Here is a 16,333-nt window from a genome sequence, read left to right as displayed (position 1 = left end):
GGGATGAGCAGCCCCAGAGCGCTACCGGCTCATCAAGTACCTGGCAACAGCCTCATAGGCCGGCAAGGAAGTCGCATCGTTAGCCGCGTTGGCGGCGACGGGATGGCTGGCGAACCGCGCTATCACCACCTCGGCCTTCGGATCAATATACAGTGCCTGGCCATAGACGCCTCGGGCCATGAAGGCACCATGCTCATTATGGGTGTGCCACCACATGTCGTGGTAGCTCCAGCCAGCCAGTAAAGGATAACCGGCCTTGGCAAATACTTCCTTGCTGGCACCGCGACGAATGTCGTCGACTGCCGCCTTTGGCACGATCTGCTGCCCGTTGTACTGCCCATCGTTGCGGATCATTTCTCCAAACCGGGCCAGGTCACGCAGCCCCGCATTGAGACCACCGCCAGCAAACGGCGTACCCGTAGAGTCGACCGTCATGTAGGCATCCTGCTCCGCCCCCAGCTTGCTCCAGATACGCTCGGATAGCAGCTGTGCGACGCTCTTGCCACTCACCCTCGCCAACACCCAGCCCAAGGCGTCGGTATTGGGCGTGCGATAATGGAACGCTTCACCGTGAACCCCTTCCGGCTGTACGGTTTGCAGGTACTCGTAGTACGAACGCGGCCCGGTGTAGTCTTTCGGCTTTGGCAGAGGGCTTCCGGCGGCGGCATGCGCCCAGACGTCGGCTTTCGGGTCGGCGTAGTTCTCGCTGAAGCGTATGCCCGTGGTCATGTCCATCAACTGGCGCACGGTCGCACTGCCAAACGCCGATTTGCCCAGCTCCGGCACGTACTCAACCACCTTGCGTTCAGGGTCGAGCGTGCCCTCGGCTGCCATCATCGCCGCCAGCGTGCCGACGAAGGTCTTGGTCACCGACATTGCCGCATGCTGTCCTTCGGGCTTCAATACACCAAAAAAGCGCTCGTACACGACGCGCCCCTTGTGCAGCACGACGATGCCATCGGTGTAGTTCGCCAACAACGAATCGCGCCAGGTCATCGGACGGTCACTGCCCATTGGAACAAAACTCACCTCATCAATATCCGCCTGCAGCGAACGTTCAAGCGTATTGGGTGCGCCAATGCCACGGGACACGTTCGTTGTCGGCATCAACTCCCTGAAGTGCGCGACACTCCAACGCATCTGCGGATACTTGAAGTAGCTGCCGTCCTCGAAACGAATAATGCGCTCGGGCGGTGGTGGCGACCCGACCATCCAGCTCATCTTGGCCGGGTCACTTTCCAGCGCATCGGGGATGGGTGAACTGCTGTAGGCCGCACTCGGCGCCATGAATGCCAGCGCTGCATAAACGAGGGGAACAGGAACCAGGCGTTGCTTGCGACCAGACTTCATGACTCAACTCCCTTTTTGTTTATTGTCACCATGGCGATAACGCATACAGCCTTTGGCTTTAACTTGCCATGGTACGTCGTGGCAACACCTTTGAAACACGGCCATTTGGATTAGGGCCTTGGGTCAGGTTGAGAGCGTTCCATAGTCTTGTCAGACGATGTTTTTCTTCCCCGCAAGTTAAAGAATAAGACTCACTTTTCGGCCGTCTTGCACGTTCAGCATGCCGCAGCGAAATCGGCAAAGGGGACGGATTTCTACCGAACGTTTCACACTCAACGGGAGGAAGTGATATGTCGTACATGTTGACCGGTTTTGAAGGCAAGGTTGCAGTGGTCACCGGCGCAGGCCGAATGCGCAGCATCGGCCGACCGATTGCGCTGGCATTGGCCCAAGCGGGTTGCGACGTCGTGTTGACCGGCACAGGACGCCCTGCGGAGCAGTATCCTGATGATGAGCGCGAGGTGAACTGGCGCGATATCGAATCGGTGGCCGACGAAATTCGCCAGCTCGGCCGGCGCGCCTTGCCGGTGGTTTCCGACGTCAGTAACCCGCAGGCGGTGGATGCGCTGCTGGAGCGTGTGGTGGGCGAATTCGGCCGAGTGGACTTCCTGGTGAACAACGCCGGCGCAACGCGTGGCGGTGATCGCGTGCCGGCCACAGAAATGTCGATCGAAACCTGGCAACGGGTGATCAACACCAACCTGAACGGCACATTCTACATGTCTCGTGCGTTTGCCAAGCGCATGGGCGAACAGGGTGAGGGCGGGGCAATCATCAACATTTCGTCGCTTGCGGCGCAACTGCTGGCCCCCGATACCAGCGCCTATGCCACCACGAAAGTTGCCATCAACGGGCTGACGACCATCATGGCAAGGGAATTGGGGCCAAAGAAAATTCGAGTAAACGTCGTTGCTCCCGGGATCGTCGAGACGAGCCGCCTGGACGACGTGCCGCGGGGTAAGGTGTGGGACGACATGATCGCTGCCTACATCTCCCTGGGACGCGCAGGCACCGGCGAAGACATCGCCCACCTGGTCGCATTCCTGTGCAGTGACCAAGGCGAATGGATCACCGGACAGAACATCTATGTTGACGGTGGTCATCTTCCAACGCCCCGGCGTTAGGGCACGGTTGTTCGAAGGCTCCTGGTCCCCATTTCTGATGTTTAAGTGGCGCCTGACAAACCGCCATCGCGAGCAGGCTCGCTCCCACAGTGGTTTTGTGTCGAATGCAAATACCGCGTTCACCACAGATCCCCTGTGGGAGCGAGCCCGCTCGCGATGAGGCCCGAACTGCCGGTGCTGAAACCCCAGACAACAAAAAGCGGCGGCAAAGGGGAGACCCTTGTCGTGGAAATCAGGCAGATCGAAACTCGACAGTCAGATGGCTGATTTCGTGAACAGGCTTCAGGCGTTCACGAATGCTTTCGGTGTTTGCAGTGGCTTCGCCAATGACGCTGACGATCGCTGCGTGCGCCTGCGGCCCAACCTTCCAGACGTGCAGGTCGGTGATGGTTGCATCGCCAGGCCGCTCGACCAATTCGCGAATTTCCTCTGCAACGTGCTCATCCGTTTGATCCAGCAGTACACCTGAAGTGACACCCATCAATTTCCACGCCCAACGTGCGATGACAATGGCACCCACGATGCCCATTACAGGATCCAGCCATACCCATCCGAGGTATCGGCCAGCGAGTAACGCCACAATGGCCAGGACGGAAGTCAACGCGTCCGCGATGACGTGAACGTAGGCTGAGCGCAGGTTGTTATCGTTGCCGTGATGTCCGTGGCCATGATGGTCGTGGTCGTGGTCATGACTGTGACCGTGGCCAAGCAGCAGTGCACTCACGATGTTGACGATCAGGCCGACAATCGCAATGAGCGTGGCGGTGCCGAACTGAACCGCTGTCGGCTGCAACAGCCGCATCACTGACTCTACGCCGATTGCCAGGGATACCAGGGCGAGAATGAGCGCCGATGCGAACCCGCCCAGGTCCCCGACCTTTCCGGTACCAAAGCTGTAGCGCTTGTTCGAGGCGTGGCGCTTCGCGTACCCGTAAGCCGCCGCCGCGATACCCAATGCGCCGGCATGGGTCGCCATGTGAAAGCCATCGGCAAGTAAGGCCATGGAGCCCGTGATATAGCCGACGGTGATTTCGCCCACCATCATCACCAGCGTAAGCGCCACGACCCAAAGCGTGCGTTTGGCATTTTGTTCGTGCGCAGCCCCAAGGAATATGTGGTCGTGTACATGCTTGATCTTGATGTCGGTGCTGCTCATGAGCCGGTACCTGTCGAGTTCACTTGGCGTAGCGGCGGATGGCTTCAAGCAGCTCTTCAACACCCTTGTTGCGCTCAGCTTCACTGAGGGCAGGGTTCGCTACATGCTCCCGGGCATGATCCTCGATGATTTCTTCCATCAAGCCATTGATAGCTCCGCGTGTGGCAGCGACCAGGTGCAATGTTTTCGCGCAGTCGAGCTCTGATTCCAGCGCACGCTCAACGGCCTGGATTTGTCCGGCGATGCGTTTGACGCGTTTGAGAAGATCGTCTTTGTTGGAAGCAATATGGCCCACGGGATGCCCCTTACGTTTATGTACGCAGTATAGGTATACCCCCTATACCTATACAAGAAGTGCAAAGGGGACGGAGTTATTTTTCTGATGTTTAAGTGGCGCCTGACAAATCGCAATCGCGAGCAGGCTCGCTCCCACAATGGTTTTGTTTCGAACGCAAATACCGCATTCACCACAGATCCCCTGTGGGAGCGAGCCTGCTCGCGATGAGGCCCGAACTGCCGCCGCTAAAACCCCAGGCAACAAAAAGCCCCACCAGGCTCACACCCGGCAGGGCTTCGGCGACTCAGAAACGTGACTTAAGCAACATTCATCGTCTTGTGCGTATCAATCAAATGCTGCACCACACCCGGATCCGCCAGGGTGGAAATATCCCCCAAGCCATCGTACTCAGCCGTCGCAATCTTGCGCAAAATCCGCCGCATGATCTTGCCCGAGCGCGTCTTCGGCAGCCCCGGCGCCCACTGGATCACATCCGGTGAAGCAATCGGGCCGATCTCTTTACGCACCCAGTTCTTCAGCTCCAGGCGCAATTGCTCGCTGGTCTCTTCGCCGGCGTTCAGGGTGACGTAGACATAGATGCCCTGGCCCTTGATGTCGTGCGGCACTCCGACCACCGCCGCTTCGGCGACTTTCGGGTGCGCAACCATCGCGCTTTCGATCTCAGCAGTGCCCATGCGGTGCCCGGAGACGTTGAGCACGTCATCCACCCGACCGGTGATCCAGTAGTAACCATCGGCATCGCGGCGGGCGCCGTCACCGGTGAAATACATGCCGCGGAAAGTCTTGAAGTAGGTGTCGACGAAACGATCATGGTCGCCATACAGCGTGCGTGCCTGGCCCGGCCACGAATCGAGGATCACCAGGTTGCCCTCGGCCTCGCCTTCGATGATGTTGCCCAGGTTGTCCACCAGGGCCGGCACCACGCCGAAGAACGGACGCGCCGCCGAACCCGGCTTGAGGCCGTGTGCACCCGGCAGCGGGCTCATCAGGGTCGCGCCGGTTTCGGTCTGCCACCAGGTGTCGACGATCGGGCAACGGGATTGGCCGACGTTCTTGTAGTACCAGTCCCAGGCTTCCGGGTTGATCGGCTCACCCACCGAACCCAGCAGGCGCAGGCTGCTGCCATCGGCGCCCTCAACAGCAGCGGTGCCCGCCGCCATCATCGCGCGGATCGCGGTCGGCGCGGTGTAGAGGATGTTGACCTTGTGCTTGTCGACGATCTTCGCCACCCGGGTAATGTCCGGATAGTTCGGCACGCCTTCGAACAGCAGCGTGGTCGCGCCGTTGGCCAGCGGGCCGTAGACGATGTAACTGTGGCCGGTGACCCAGCCGACGTCGGCGGTGCACCAGTAGATTTCACCCGGACGGTAGTCGAACACGCGCTCGTGGGTCATGGCCGCGTACAACAGATAGCCGCCGGTGGTGTGCTGCACGCCCTTGGGCTTGCCGGTGGAACCGGAGGTGTAGAGGATGAACAGCGCTTCCTCGGCGCCCATCTCTTTCGGCGCGCACACGGTGCCCGCCACTTTCATCAGGTCCTCAAACCAGATGTCGCGATGCTGGTTCCACTTGATGTCGCCGCCGGTGCGCTGGCACACGATGACTTTCTGGATGCTGCTGGTTTCCGGGTTGGTCAGGGCGTCATCGACGTTGGCCTTGAGCGGAATCTTCTTGCCGGCACGCAGGCCTTCGTCGGCGGTGATCACCACCTTGGATTTGCAGTCGATGATGCGACCGGCCAGGGCTTCCGGCGAGAAGCCGCCGAACACCACCGAGTGAATCGCGCCGATGCGGGTACAGGCCAGCATGGCGACCACGGCTTCGGGAATCATCGGCATGTAGATGGTCACCACGTCGCCGCGGTGCACGTCCTGGCCACGCAGGGCGTTGGCGAACTTGCAGACTTGTTCGTGCAGTTCGCGGTAGGTGATGTTGCGGCTTTCGGAAGGGTCATCACCTTCCCAGATGATTGCGACTTGATCGCCACGCTCGGCCAGATGCCGGTCCAGGCAGTTGTAGGAAACGTTCAGGGTGCCGTCGGCGAACCACTTGATGTCGACATGGTGATCGTCGAAGGAGGTCTGCTTCACCGTGGTGAAAGGCTTGATCCAGTCGAGGCGCTTGGCTTGCTCGCGCCAGAAGCCGTCCGGGTTGACGACTGACTGCTGGTACATGGCCTTGTAGGTCGCCTCGTCGGTCAGGGTGTTGGCCAGGACCTCGGGGCGAACGGGATACAGAGAAGCCGCACTCATGTTGCTTACCTCGACAACGATCGTTTTGGTTTGAAGTGTATGTATTCAGCGATGGTGGCGATCCGGGTTCCAGGCCTCTCGACGCAAGGCTTGCCGTCGAGGGGCCTGACCCGGTTTGCTACTTGGGAAGTGACTGAGCGTTAAAAGAAACCCAACGGATTGATGTCATAGCTCACCAGCAAATTCTTGGTCTGCTGATAATGGTCGAGCATCATCTTGTGGGTTTCACGGCCGACGCCGGACTTCTTGTAGCCACCGAACGCGGCGTGCGCCGGGTACAGGTGGTAGCAGTTGGTCCACACGCGACCGGCCTTGATCGCGCGGCCCATGCGGTAGGCGCGGTTGATGTCGCGGGTCCAGAGGCCGGCGCCGAGGCCGAACTCGGTGTCGTTGGCGATGGCCAGGGCTTCGGCTTCGTCCTTGAAGGTGGTGATGCCCACCACCGGGCCGAAGATTTCTTCCTGGAACACGCGCATTTTGTTGGTGCCCTTGAGCAGCGTCGGCTGGATGTAATACCCGCTCGCCAGGTTGCCTTCGAGTTGTTCCACCTTGCCGCCGGTCAGCAGTTCGGCGCCTTCGCCCTTGGCGATTTCCAGGTAGGACAGGATCTTGTCGAACTGCTGCTCGGACGCCTGGGCGCCGACCATGGTGTCGGTGTCCAGCGGGTCGCCGCGTTTGATCTGCAGGACCTTCTTCATCACCACTTGCATGAATTCGTCGTAGATCGACTCCTGCACCAGGGCGCGGGAAGGGCAGGTGCAGACTTCGCCCTGGTTGAAGAACGCCAGCACCAGGCCTTCGGCGGCTTTCTCGATGAAGGACGGTTCGGCTTTCATGATGTCTTCGAAGAAGATGTTCGGCGACTTGCCACCCAGTTCCACGGTGGACGGAATGATGTTCTCGGCCGCGCATTTCATGATGTGCGAGCCGACCGGGGTCGAGCCGGTGAAGGCAATCTTGGCGATGCGCTTGCTGGTGGCCAGGGCCTCGCCAGCTTCGCGACCGAAGCCTTGCACGATGTTCAGCACGCCCGGTGGCAGCAGGTCGCCGATCAGCTCGACCAGCACGGTGATGCCCAGCGGGGTTTGCTCGGCGGGCTTGAGCACCACGCAGTTGCCAGCGGCCAGTGCCGGGGCGAGTTTCCAGGCGGCCATCAGGATCGGGAAGTTCCACGGGATGATCTGCCCGACCACGCCCAGGGGTTCATGGATGTGATAGGCCACGGTGTTGCCGTCGATTTCGGCAGCGCTGCCTTCCTGGGCGCGCAGGCAACCGGCGAAGTAGCGGAAATGGTCGGCGGCCAGCGGGATGTCGGCGTTGAGGGTCTCGCGCACGGCCTTGCCGTTGTCCCAGGATTCGGTGATCGCCAGGGTTTCCAGGTGCTGTTCGATGCGGTCGGCGATTTTCAGCAGGATCAGGGAGCGTGCCTGGACGGACGTGGCGCCCCAGGCATCGGCAGCGGCGTGGGCAGCGTCCAAAGCCTTCTCGATGTCTTCGGCACTGGAGCGCGGGAATTCGGCAATCGGTTGGCCATTCACGGGCGAGGTATTGGTGAAGTACTGACCTCTGACCGGCGCGACGAATTCGCCGCCGATGTAGTTACCGTATTTGGTTTTGAACGAAACGATAGCGCCTTCAGTACCAGGATGGGCGTAGATCATGGTGGTGTTCTCTTGTTGTTTTTGGTCGTGACCGTCCTCGGGACGGCCACTGTCAGTGAGTTGCACAAGCTCGACAGGCTCAGCAGCCCTGAGGGGTTTCCCCACGAGCCAGACGCGCATTGATGTCTTCGATGACCGCCGGCAAATCGACGATGGTGTCGATCAGGTAGTGCGGGCGCGAGCCTTCGAACATCTTGACGATGCGCGCGCGTTCCTCGGCCAGTTGCTCCAGGGATAAACGCTTGAACTCTTCATAGGTCAGGCCCAGCGCATTGCCGGAGCAGGTCAGCGCGACGGTCCACATGCCCGCGCTGCGACCTTCGAGAATGCCCGGCCAGGTGTCGTCGACCTTCACGCAGGCGGCGACGTCGCTGATGCCTAGCGCGATGACGTTGGCCAAGGCTTGAGCCGGGTGCGGGCGGCCGTTGGGCACTTCGTCGGTCGCCACCACGTGGTCGGTGACATAGCCATTCTTGCGCGCCAGCTCCACGACCTTTTCCATGACCACGGCCGGGTAGCCGGAGCAGGAGCCGATTTTCAGACCCTTGTCGCGCAAGCCGTTGATGGTCTCCAGCGCGCCGGGAATCAGCGCCGAGTGCAGCGCGATCTTCTCGATCTGCAGCGGCATGAAGCGCTCGTAGAGGGCGGTGACATCATCGTCGGTTGGCAAGCGGCCGAACACGGCATGGTAGCGGTCGGCAATCTGCGGCTCGTTGCACAGCGTGCGGATGTGGTCCCACTTGCCCATGCCCATCGGCCCGCGCGCTTCTTGCAGGGACACCGCCACGCCGAACTCGGCAAAGGCTTCGACGAAAATCTGCGTCGGTGCGAAGGAACCGAAATCCACGACGGTGCCCGCCCAGTCCAGAACCACGGCTTGCAATTGGGAAGGTTGTTTGTAGTTCATGAGAATTGCTCCAGTGATCAGTGTTTAATGGCGTAGGGTTCAGGAATTGGTGCCGAGGATGACCGGCTGTACTGGCGTCGAGGCCAACACCGTGCTTTCCACTGTTTTCGGGCGGCTGTTCCAGAAGGGCACCAGCATCAGGCTGGCCAGCAGTGCTGCGCCGGTGAACACCAGGAACACGGTGATGGTGTCGAAGTAACCCGGCAGCAAGCCGCCGAGCACCGCACCGACCGAGCCACAGCCATTGACGAAGCCTGCAGCGGAGGCCGCGCCGTCCTTGCTGCCGAAGTCGATCGCCGCCGAGCCGCTGAGCATCGAGTCCGGCCCGTAGAGCGACAGGCCCATCATGAACAGCAGGCCGACCACGATGTAGAGGCTGCCGCTTTGCATGGCCGGAACGAACAGTGCAAGGCAGACAGTCAGGACCACCAGGCTAAGGACACAGACGGGTATACGACGGGCGCCGAAGTACTTGTCCGAGGCGATACCGATGAGGATCGGACCGATCAGGCCGGCCAGTTCAAACGAGGTTGGGACGATGGCGGAGGCCACCTTGCCGATTTCGGGCATGCGTTCGTAGATGATCACCGGCCCCCACAGGAGGATGGCGTAGCGCGCTGGCTTGAGCATGAAGTAGGCGAGGCCCAGCACCAGTACGGTTCGATTTTTCATCACCGTGCGCAAGCCGGCCCACATGCTTTCGCGCGGCACCACGACATTGCTGACGGGCTCGATTTCGATCTCGACTGGCGGCAGGCCGACGTCTTCCGGTTTGTTGCGTTGCAGGAAGAAGAACAACACCGCCACCATCAGGACCACCACGGCGCTGCTGATGAACGCTACGCGCCAGTCATGGAAATGGTTGTAGGCCCACCAACCGGCAAACGGTGTGGCGACCAGGCCACCGAAGGCGTAGGAGGTGCTCCACAAACCCAGTACGCGGCCACGTTCGCCAGTGCTGAAGAAACTGCCGACGTTCTTGCACAGCCCCGACCAGCCGGTGGACTGGGCAAGGCCCTGGACCAGCATGCAGGAGGCGAAAATCGGCAGGGTGGCGTAGGTACCCATGAGCAGCGCGGCCAGCGCCGAGATGACCAGTCCGCTGAGGACCACGACCCTGGGGCCGAAGCGGTCGGAGAAGTTGCCCCACAGGAACTGCCCCACGGCATACGCCGTCAGGTAGAGGGCGTCGAGATTGGCCATCATGGCTTTTTCGAGCATGAAGTCCGGGTCTTCGCCAATGCCCAGTTTCGCGACGGAAAACGCCTTGCGGGTGAAGTAGAAGGCGGCGTATGCCACCCAGGTGATGAGAAAAACTTGCACGCGCCAACGCTGGAGCGATTTCCAGCCGGTTGCGAGAGGACTTGTAGCGTTCTTGTTCATGGTGTTCTGATCCCGTATGTGGTGCCAGACAGCGCAAAGTAATGGGTTTTGTTTTTGTTTTCGGTACAGAAAGTCAGTCCACGCACACGACATCGATGAGATGGCCGTGAGGTGGCATCCAGCTTTAAGCATTAACTTGACGCGATCGCTGACGCTTGCCCGGCGGTGCCTTGTGCTCGGTCAGCGAGTCCATGTTGAAAAAAAGATCCCTGTCCAAAGGTGCTACCCATTGCACCCGTGCTCGAATGACAAAGACCTTTAAAGGGCGATCAGCCTGCCGGCAGATGCATGTCGACGTTCATCGCCACCAGACTGTCGGCGATGGCGCGCAGCAATTGATGGACGATGTATTCGTCGATCTGGCCAATGCAGCCGATACGGAAACTGTCGGCAACGGTGAGTTTGCCGGGATAGATGATGAACTGGCGGGCCTTGAGTTCATCGTAGAAACGCTTGAACTCGAAGTTCGGATGTTCCGGGCTGAAGAACGTGGTGATGATCGGCGACAGCCAGCGGTCCTCAAGCAACGTCTTGAAGCCAAGCTTGCGCATGCCGGCTACCAGTACGTCGCGATTGCGCGTATAGCGCGCCAGGCGACCATGCACGCCACCTTCGGCAGTGTGTTGCTCCAGGGCCTTATGGAACGCCACGACGCTGTGGGTCGGCGGGGTGAAACGCCATTGGCCGGTGCGCTCCATGTACACCCACTGCTCGTAAAGGTCCAGGCTCAGTGAGTTGGCGCGGCCCTTGGCGGCCTCCAGCACGGAGCGGCGGATGATGACGAAACCGAACCCCGGAATACCCTCGATGCATTTGTTGGCAGAGGACACCACCACGTCGAACGCGATGTCATTGACCGTCAGGGGCACGGCGCCGAAAGAGCTCATGGCATCGATGATCAGGCTCTTGCCATGCGCCTTCACCACATCGGCGATTTCGCGCAGCGGATTGAGAATGCCGGAACTGGTTTCGCAATGGACGATGAAGACGTTGGTGACGTCCGGATTGTCCCTGAGCAGGGCGTCGACTTCCTCGGGCTGCGGCGGCAGGTAATCGCCTTTGTCCAGGGTGATGAAGGCGCGACCGAGGTATTCCAGGGTCTTGGTGGCGCGTTGGCCGTAGGCGCCATTCATCAGCACCAGTGCCTTGCCGTCACGCGGGATGGCAGTGGCCAAGGCGGCTTCCACCGAGTAGCTGCCGCTGCCTTGCAACGGCACGCAGGCGAAGCTGTCATCCGTTACACCCGCCATGCCCAGCAGGTTCTGGCGAACCTCGGCAGTGACTTGATTGAAGGCAACGTCCCATGAACCCCAGTCGCGCAGCATGGCTTCCTTGGTGGCTTTGGAAGTGGTCAATGGGCCTGGGGTCAGCAGGTAGGGTTCACCCAAGGCGGGTGTAGCCAGTGCCTGCGGGGTCGGAAATTCAGCTTTGGTCATGATCTTCTCCGGCGGTGTTGTTTTTGTGGGGGAGTGATGCATGGAGTGATCAAAACATTTGCAGAAAAATAACTGAAATCGATTTATCACATGTCACAAACAAGCTGGGCTTATAAGTTGAAACGGGTCGCGTTGATTGATATCCGCGCGATTTGTACGGTTGAAACTCAGAAACCCCGCCTGGCAAGCGCCAGGCAGGGTTGATCATCAAACCGGAATCGAAGACGGATCGTTACGCTACGCCTTGTCCGACTTGCCGGCCGCCGCGGCGAATTTCGCCAGGCGCACATCCAGTCGACGGGGACGCAGGTTGTGGTCCTCGGCGTGCTCCTTGCGCCGGATGGCGTTGCGCACCATCAGCGAGCCCAGGTATCGGATCGGTTCTGGCGGGAAATGGCCGAGGGGGCCTTGTACCAGAGGCGAGCGTGTCCAGGGGTTGTCCACCCCCAGCACCAACGAGGAGAGGATTTGCCCTCCCATGTGACAGGGCCCGACGCCGCTGCCGGAATAGCCGAAGCCATAAAACACGTTGCCGCTTGCACCCATTCGACCGAAGAACGGCAGCCCGGTGACGGAGCGATCGGACGGGCCGTTCCAGGTGGCGGCAATGCCGACGTCGGCAAAGTCTGGAAAGAACTCTGTCAGGGTATTGCGCAGTAACCCCTTGTAGGGCGAAGGCTGGTCAAACACCGGCAGGATGCGCCCGCCGTAAGCGAAGGTATTGCCGCCTTTACCGAGCATGATCCGGCCGTCCGGGGTGTTGTGGTAGTAGTGCACGAAGATGCGCGAGTCGAGCACGGTGACCCCGCTGGTCAGGCCGATTTTTTCGAGCAGGTCGGGGCGCGGCTCGGTGATGATCATGTCGCTGGAGACGATGGCTACCGAGCGCGAAAACTCTGGAAAAGCACGGGCCATCCAGGCGTTGATGGCCAGGACGACGCGCTTGGCGACGACGCGCCCGCCCGGCGTTTTGACGGTGGCCGGCGTCCCGTGTTCGAGGCCGGTCATTGGCGAACCTTCGTGGATTCGCACACCCAGTTCGAGGGCCACCCGGCGCAGGCCGCGCACCAGCTTGCCCGGTTGCACGCTGGCCGCCGCGGGAGAGAACCAGCCTTCGACGTGCCGGGTTGAACCCGACATCCGTTGCACTTCAGGGAGCGCGCGTTTGCTGAAGGAGTTGATGCCATGGCGCTCCAGCGCCGCGATCACCCCGTCTGTCGAGCCGACCTGGGCGCGGTTAGTCGCGGTGTAGAGCGTGCCATCGAGACGGTAATCGGCGTCCACCGCGTATTTTTTGCAAAAGTCGCCGATGGCGTAAATGCTCTGTTCCGACTCCTTGACCAGGCGCACGGCCTCTTCGACGCCGAACAAGCGCTCCAGGGTGAAGAACTTGGCCGACCAGGACAGCGCACAGCCGCCATTGCGCCCACTGGCACCGGCACCGCAGATGTCCGCTTCGACGATGACAACGTCCAGCTCGGGGTTCTGTTCCTTGAGCATGATGGCGGTCCACAAACCGGTATAGCCGCCGCCGACGATGCAGACGTCAGCGTGGGTGTCCTGGCGCAAGGGCGGGCAGGGCGTGTCGGATTGGCTTTTCAGGGCCTGGTCGAGCCAGTAGGGGCGCATGGGGTGTCTCCGTAAGGGGATCGGGGTAGGGCGGTGGGATTGAGGAAGCGATCAGCCGCAGGCGGCGACCGCGATCATCTCCACGCGCCAACCGGGGTCGATCAGATTGGCCAGGGTGCAAGCGCGTGCGGGGGCATGACCTTCGGGGAAAAATTCGTCCCAGACCCTGTTCAGCCCTTCGTAGTCCTCGCGATGGGCCAGCAGGATGCGCACCGAAAGCACCCGGCTGCGGTGGCTGCCGGCACTGAGCAACAGCTGCTCGATAGCGCAAAGAACCTCGTGGGTCTGTGCCTCGATACCGCCACTGAGGTCCGAGGCAACCTGGCCTCCGATGTAGAGGACGTTGTCATGCCGGACCATGTCCGAACGGCGTTTTACCGTGGCGAAACGTTCGATTTCCATTAGGCATTCCTGAGTGATTAGCGCTGCGGCTCAGCGGCTAAAGCATTTGCGAAATCCATCCTTGCAGTTCATTGTTCATAAATAAAATCGATTTATCGTATGCGTGAATAAGTTGAAACTATAGGAAGGCCACCCATGACCATCTCCCATACCCAGCTCAAGGCTTTCCACGCCGTGGCCACCCATGGCAGTTTCACCCGCGCCGCCGAGCAGCTGTGCCTGTCCCAGCCGGCGGTGTCCGATCAGGTGCGCAAGCTCGAGGATTACTACGGCGTGATGGTGTTCTACCGCGACAAACGCCTGGTGCGCCTGACGGAAGTGGGCGAGCGCCTGTTCGGCCTGACACAGCGCCTGTTCGATATCAGCGTCGATGCCCACGACATGTTGATGGACTACCGCACCCTGTCGACGGGCACCCTCAACCTGGCCGTGGACGCGCCGGTGCATGTACTGCCCTATGTCGCGCGCTTCTGTGCGCGATACCCGGGTGTGGATGTGAAAGTTGAAACGGCCAACACCGATGAGGTCCTGCAGCGGTTGTTCGGCCACCAGGCCGACATTGCGCTGCTGGGGCGCAATATCGAGGATGACCGGTTGCTCAAGCTGCCGCTGCGCAGCGACCCGATGCTCGCCTTCGTCGCCCACGACCATCCCTGGGCACAACGAACATCCATCAGCCTGGCTGACCTGGACAACACGCCCCTGGTGCTGCGCGAGCAGGGCTCGGTGACGCGGCTATCCCTGGAAGAGGCGATGGCGACGGCGGGCTTGCGCATTCGCAAGGCCATCGAGGTGGAGGGGCGTGAAGCGGCGCGCGAGGCGGTGGCCATCGGCATGGGTGTGGGGGTTGTCTCGGCGGCCGAGCTCGGTTCGGATTCGCGCATTCGGGGATTGCCGATCGTCGATTGCCAGCATCGCTTCACCGAGACCCTGGTTTGCCTTCGGGCACAGAGTTCCCGCCGCATTCTTTCGACCTTCTTTGACATTGTCAGGGAGGTGGCAGGGGAGTGATGTCCATAAGTGCTTGAACGCTTCAGTGGCCGCGTTCCAGCACTGACCGCACCTGGGGTATTAGCTGTACAAAGTAATAATTTGGTATAGCTTTTAGAGGCGTCCCTGAGTCTTGTCGAGGCCTTTGCACCTTTATGAAGACAGACCGCTTTATCCGCCACGTTGTCTGTCTTGTTCTGATGCTGCAGAGTCCAGGACTCTTTGCTGATTGGCGCGAGGCCCTGCCCGATGCGCGTCGGATGGGGGGCGGGGAGATGCGCGTATTCGGTTTCTCCATCTACAGCGCGCAATTGTGGAGCCCGCGCCTGCTTGCCGGTGAGCCGCCAGGTGCGGATGTGCCTTTTGCGCTGGAGCTGACCTACCGTCGCTCGATCAGTCGCGAAGATCTGGTCGAGGCCAGCATCAAGGAAATCCGGCGCCTGTCGCCCAACCCGCCGAATTCGCAACTGATGGCCCGTTGGGAGCGCGAGATGCAGAAGGCGTTTGTCGATGTGCGCGCCGGTGACCGCATCACGGGCGTCTATTTGCCCGGCGAGGGCGCACGTTTTTACCTCGGCGAGAATCTGCGGCATGTGGTGAGGGACGATGCCTTCGCCGAAGCCTTTTTCGCCATCTGGCTTGACCCCCGAACCCGCGACCCGCAGCTACGCGCCCAATTGCTGGGCGCCCCGAACCCCTGAAACCGTTGAGGATCTGCGCATGTTGAGGATATGGCTACTGTTGCTGTGCATCGGCCTTGCAAGCTGCGGCCGGGTGGATGTGCAGACCTACAGCCAGGAAACGCCCAAGCTTGATTTGCGCGAATTTTTCGAGGGGCGGGTTGAGGCCTGGGGGATGTTTCAAAAACGCTCGGGCGAGGTCACCAAACGCTTCCACGTAGAGATCAATGGCCACTCTGAAGGTGACCGGCTGATCCTCGACGAGTCATTTACGTACAGCGACGGTACTCGGCAAAAACGGGTGTGGACGTTAACCCCGGCCGGACCTGGCCAATGGCGTGGAACCGCTGGCGATGTTGTGGGCGAGGCGCGTGGTGAGGTGGCAGGTAATGCATTGCGCTGGAGCTATGTGCTGAGGTTGCTGGTGGATGGCAAGGAGTATGAGGTTCATCTGGACGACTGGATGTACTTGATGGACAAGAACACCCTGATCAATCGCTCGTTCATGACCAAGTTCGACGTGGAGGTTGGCCAGATCACCTTGTTCTTTCGCAAGCAGCCGTGAGTCAACGAGCAGGCTGTCCGGCCATCCAGTGCAATGCCGGCATCAACATCGCCCAAATCAATGCGAGTATCAGAACGCTGGGCCAAACCCCCAGCGGCAGCCCCACGTCTGCCAGGTTGGCGCCCCCCCAGTAGGAGAGAGGCCCGCCAACAGCCCCCAGCAGGCTACCCAGCCACCAGGGACGCCTTGTCCAGCTCAGGCTGTGACGCAAAGTGGTTGCGAAAAGTAGCCAGAGTATTGCCAGCCAGAGCGGTAAAACGAGCGTGGCACGGAGAAACTGGAAGACCCCGAGGTGCAATAGGGCGCTGTCCAGGACCCAGCCGCAGGCTGACACCTTGAACAGACAACGCCACTCATCAGGGGTGTTGGAAATCCAAAGCAGGTGTATGGCCAGGCAGGTCATTGCAATCAGCAACAGCCACGGCCGTTGCGCCCCCAGCACACAGGCGAACCAGCCGATCTGGAACAGTCCTGCGTTGAGCAACAACCGTCCTCGCACG

At 60.6% G+C, this 16,333-nt stretch carries 15 protein-coding genes; 4 read left to right on the top strand and 11 right to left on the bottom strand.

Translation table 11 applies throughout. The annotated features are described in order from the left end of the window. Positions 1-21: 21 nt before the first annotated feature. The gene (locus HFK74_RS20430) at positions 22-1,287 is read right to left on the bottom strand and encodes a serine hydrolase (RefSeq protein ID WP_257230382.1); all 1,266 of its coding nucleotides are present in this window, start codon (positions 1,285-1,287) and stop codon (positions 22-24) included. Between the two features lie 353 nt (positions 1,288-1,640). On the opposite strand from HFK74_RS20430, the gene HFK74_RS20425 reads away from it, so the two are divergent. After that, a complete protein-coding gene (locus HFK74_RS20425) occupies positions 1,641-2,474 on the top strand; it encodes an SDR family NAD(P)-dependent oxidoreductase (protein ID WP_180205066.1) in 834 nt (277 codons plus the stop codon). A 232-nt stretch (positions 2,475-2,706) separates the two neighbouring features. Here HFK74_RS20425 and dmeF read toward each other — a convergent pair whose 3' ends face one another. The 9 genes from dmeF to HFK74_RS20380 form a co-directional block, all read right to left on the bottom strand. Then, complete coding sequence (dmeF, locus tag HFK74_RS20420; RefSeq protein WP_180205065.1) at positions 2,707-3,630, bottom strand: CDF family Co(II)/Ni(II) efflux transporter DmeF; 924 nt, start codon at positions 3,628-3,630, stop codon at positions 2,707-2,709. Between the two features lie 19 nt (positions 3,631-3,649). After that, complete coding sequence (locus HFK74_RS20415) at positions 3,650-3,925, bottom strand: metal/formaldehyde-sensitive transcriptional repressor (protein WP_180205064.1); 276 nt, start codon at positions 3,923-3,925, stop codon at positions 3,650-3,652. Between the two features lie 299 nt (positions 3,926-4,224). Further along, positions 4,225-6,180, bottom strand: a complete 1,956-nt coding sequence (gene acs / locus HFK74_RS20410) for an acetate--CoA ligase (RefSeq protein WP_180205063.1) — start codon at positions 6,178-6,180, stop codon at positions 4,225-4,227. Between the two features lie 140 nt (positions 6,181-6,320). Continuing rightward, entirely contained in the window at positions 6,321-7,841 is a 1,521-nt protein-coding gene (locus tag HFK74_RS20405) for an aldehyde dehydrogenase family protein (RefSeq protein WP_180205062.1), read from the bottom strand. 79 nt (positions 7,842-7,920) lie between these two features. Beyond that, positions 7,921-8,748, bottom strand: a complete 828-nt coding sequence (gene phnX, locus HFK74_RS20400; protein ID WP_180205061.1) for a phosphonoacetaldehyde hydrolase — start codon at positions 8,746-8,748, stop codon at positions 7,921-7,923. Between the two features lie 39 nt (positions 8,749-8,787). After that, positions 8,788-10,131: an MFS transporter gene (locus tag HFK74_RS20395; protein ID WP_180205060.1), complete on the bottom strand. Its 1,344-nt coding sequence runs from the start codon at positions 10,129-10,131 to the stop codon at positions 8,788-8,790. Between the two features lie 269 nt (positions 10,132-10,400). Then, positions 10,401-11,567, bottom strand: coding sequence for a 2-aminoethylphosphonate--pyruvate transaminase (locus HFK74_RS20390; RefSeq protein ID WP_180205059.1), 1,167 nt, complete (start codon positions 11,565-11,567; stop codon positions 10,401-10,403). A 237-nt stretch (positions 11,568-11,804) separates the two neighbouring features. Beyond that, positions 11,805-13,196 (bottom strand): FAD-dependent oxidoreductase, encoded by a 1,392-nt coding sequence (locus tag HFK74_RS20385; RefSeq protein WP_180205058.1) that lies wholly within the window; start codon positions 13,194-13,196, stop codon positions 11,805-11,807. Between the two features lie 51 nt (positions 13,197-13,247). Beyond that, a complete protein-coding gene (locus HFK74_RS20380) occupies positions 13,248-13,598 on the bottom strand; it encodes a RidA family protein (protein WP_180205057.1) in 351 nt (116 codons plus the stop codon). 135 nt (positions 13,599-13,733) lie between these two features. Between HFK74_RS20380 and HFK74_RS20375 the strand changes: the two genes are divergently transcribed. The 3 genes from HFK74_RS20375 to HFK74_RS20365 all read left to right on the top strand — a co-directional run bounded on the left by HFK74_RS20375 (position 13,734) and on the right by HFK74_RS20365 (position 15,833). Continuing rightward, positions 13,734-14,609, top strand: a complete 876-nt coding sequence (locus tag HFK74_RS20375) for a LysR substrate-binding domain-containing protein (protein WP_180205056.1) — start codon at positions 13,734-13,736, stop codon at positions 14,607-14,609. A 134-nt stretch (positions 14,610-14,743) separates the two neighbouring features. Continuing rightward, on the top strand, positions 14,744-15,289 hold the full coding sequence (locus tag HFK74_RS20370) for a chalcone isomerase family protein (protein WP_180205055.1): 546 nt from the start codon (positions 14,744-14,746) through the stop codon (positions 15,287-15,289). A gap of 19 nt (positions 15,290-15,308) precedes the next feature. Further along, positions 15,309-15,833 (top strand): DUF3833 domain-containing protein, encoded by a 525-nt coding sequence (locus HFK74_RS20365; RefSeq protein WP_180205054.1) that lies wholly within the window; start codon positions 15,309-15,311, stop codon positions 15,831-15,833. A 1-nt stretch (position 15,834) separates the two neighbouring features. Here HFK74_RS20365 and HFK74_RS20360 read toward each other — a convergent pair whose 3' ends face one another. Further along, positions 15,835-16,332 carry a DUF2878 domain-containing protein gene (locus HFK74_RS20360; protein WP_180205053.1) on the bottom strand — a complete coding sequence of 166 codons (498 nt, stop codon included), beginning with the start codon at positions 16,330-16,332 and terminating at the stop codon, positions 15,835-15,837. Position 16,333: the final 1 nt, after the last annotated feature.

The sequence above is a fragment of the Pseudomonas sp. SbOxS1 genome, assembly GCF_013416725.1.
GTDB lineage: Bacteria > Pseudomonadota > Gammaproteobacteria > Pseudomonadales > Pseudomonadaceae > Aquipseudomonas.
Note: the sequence above shows the minus strand (reverse complement) of the source record. Positions and strands in the feature narration are given on the sequence as shown.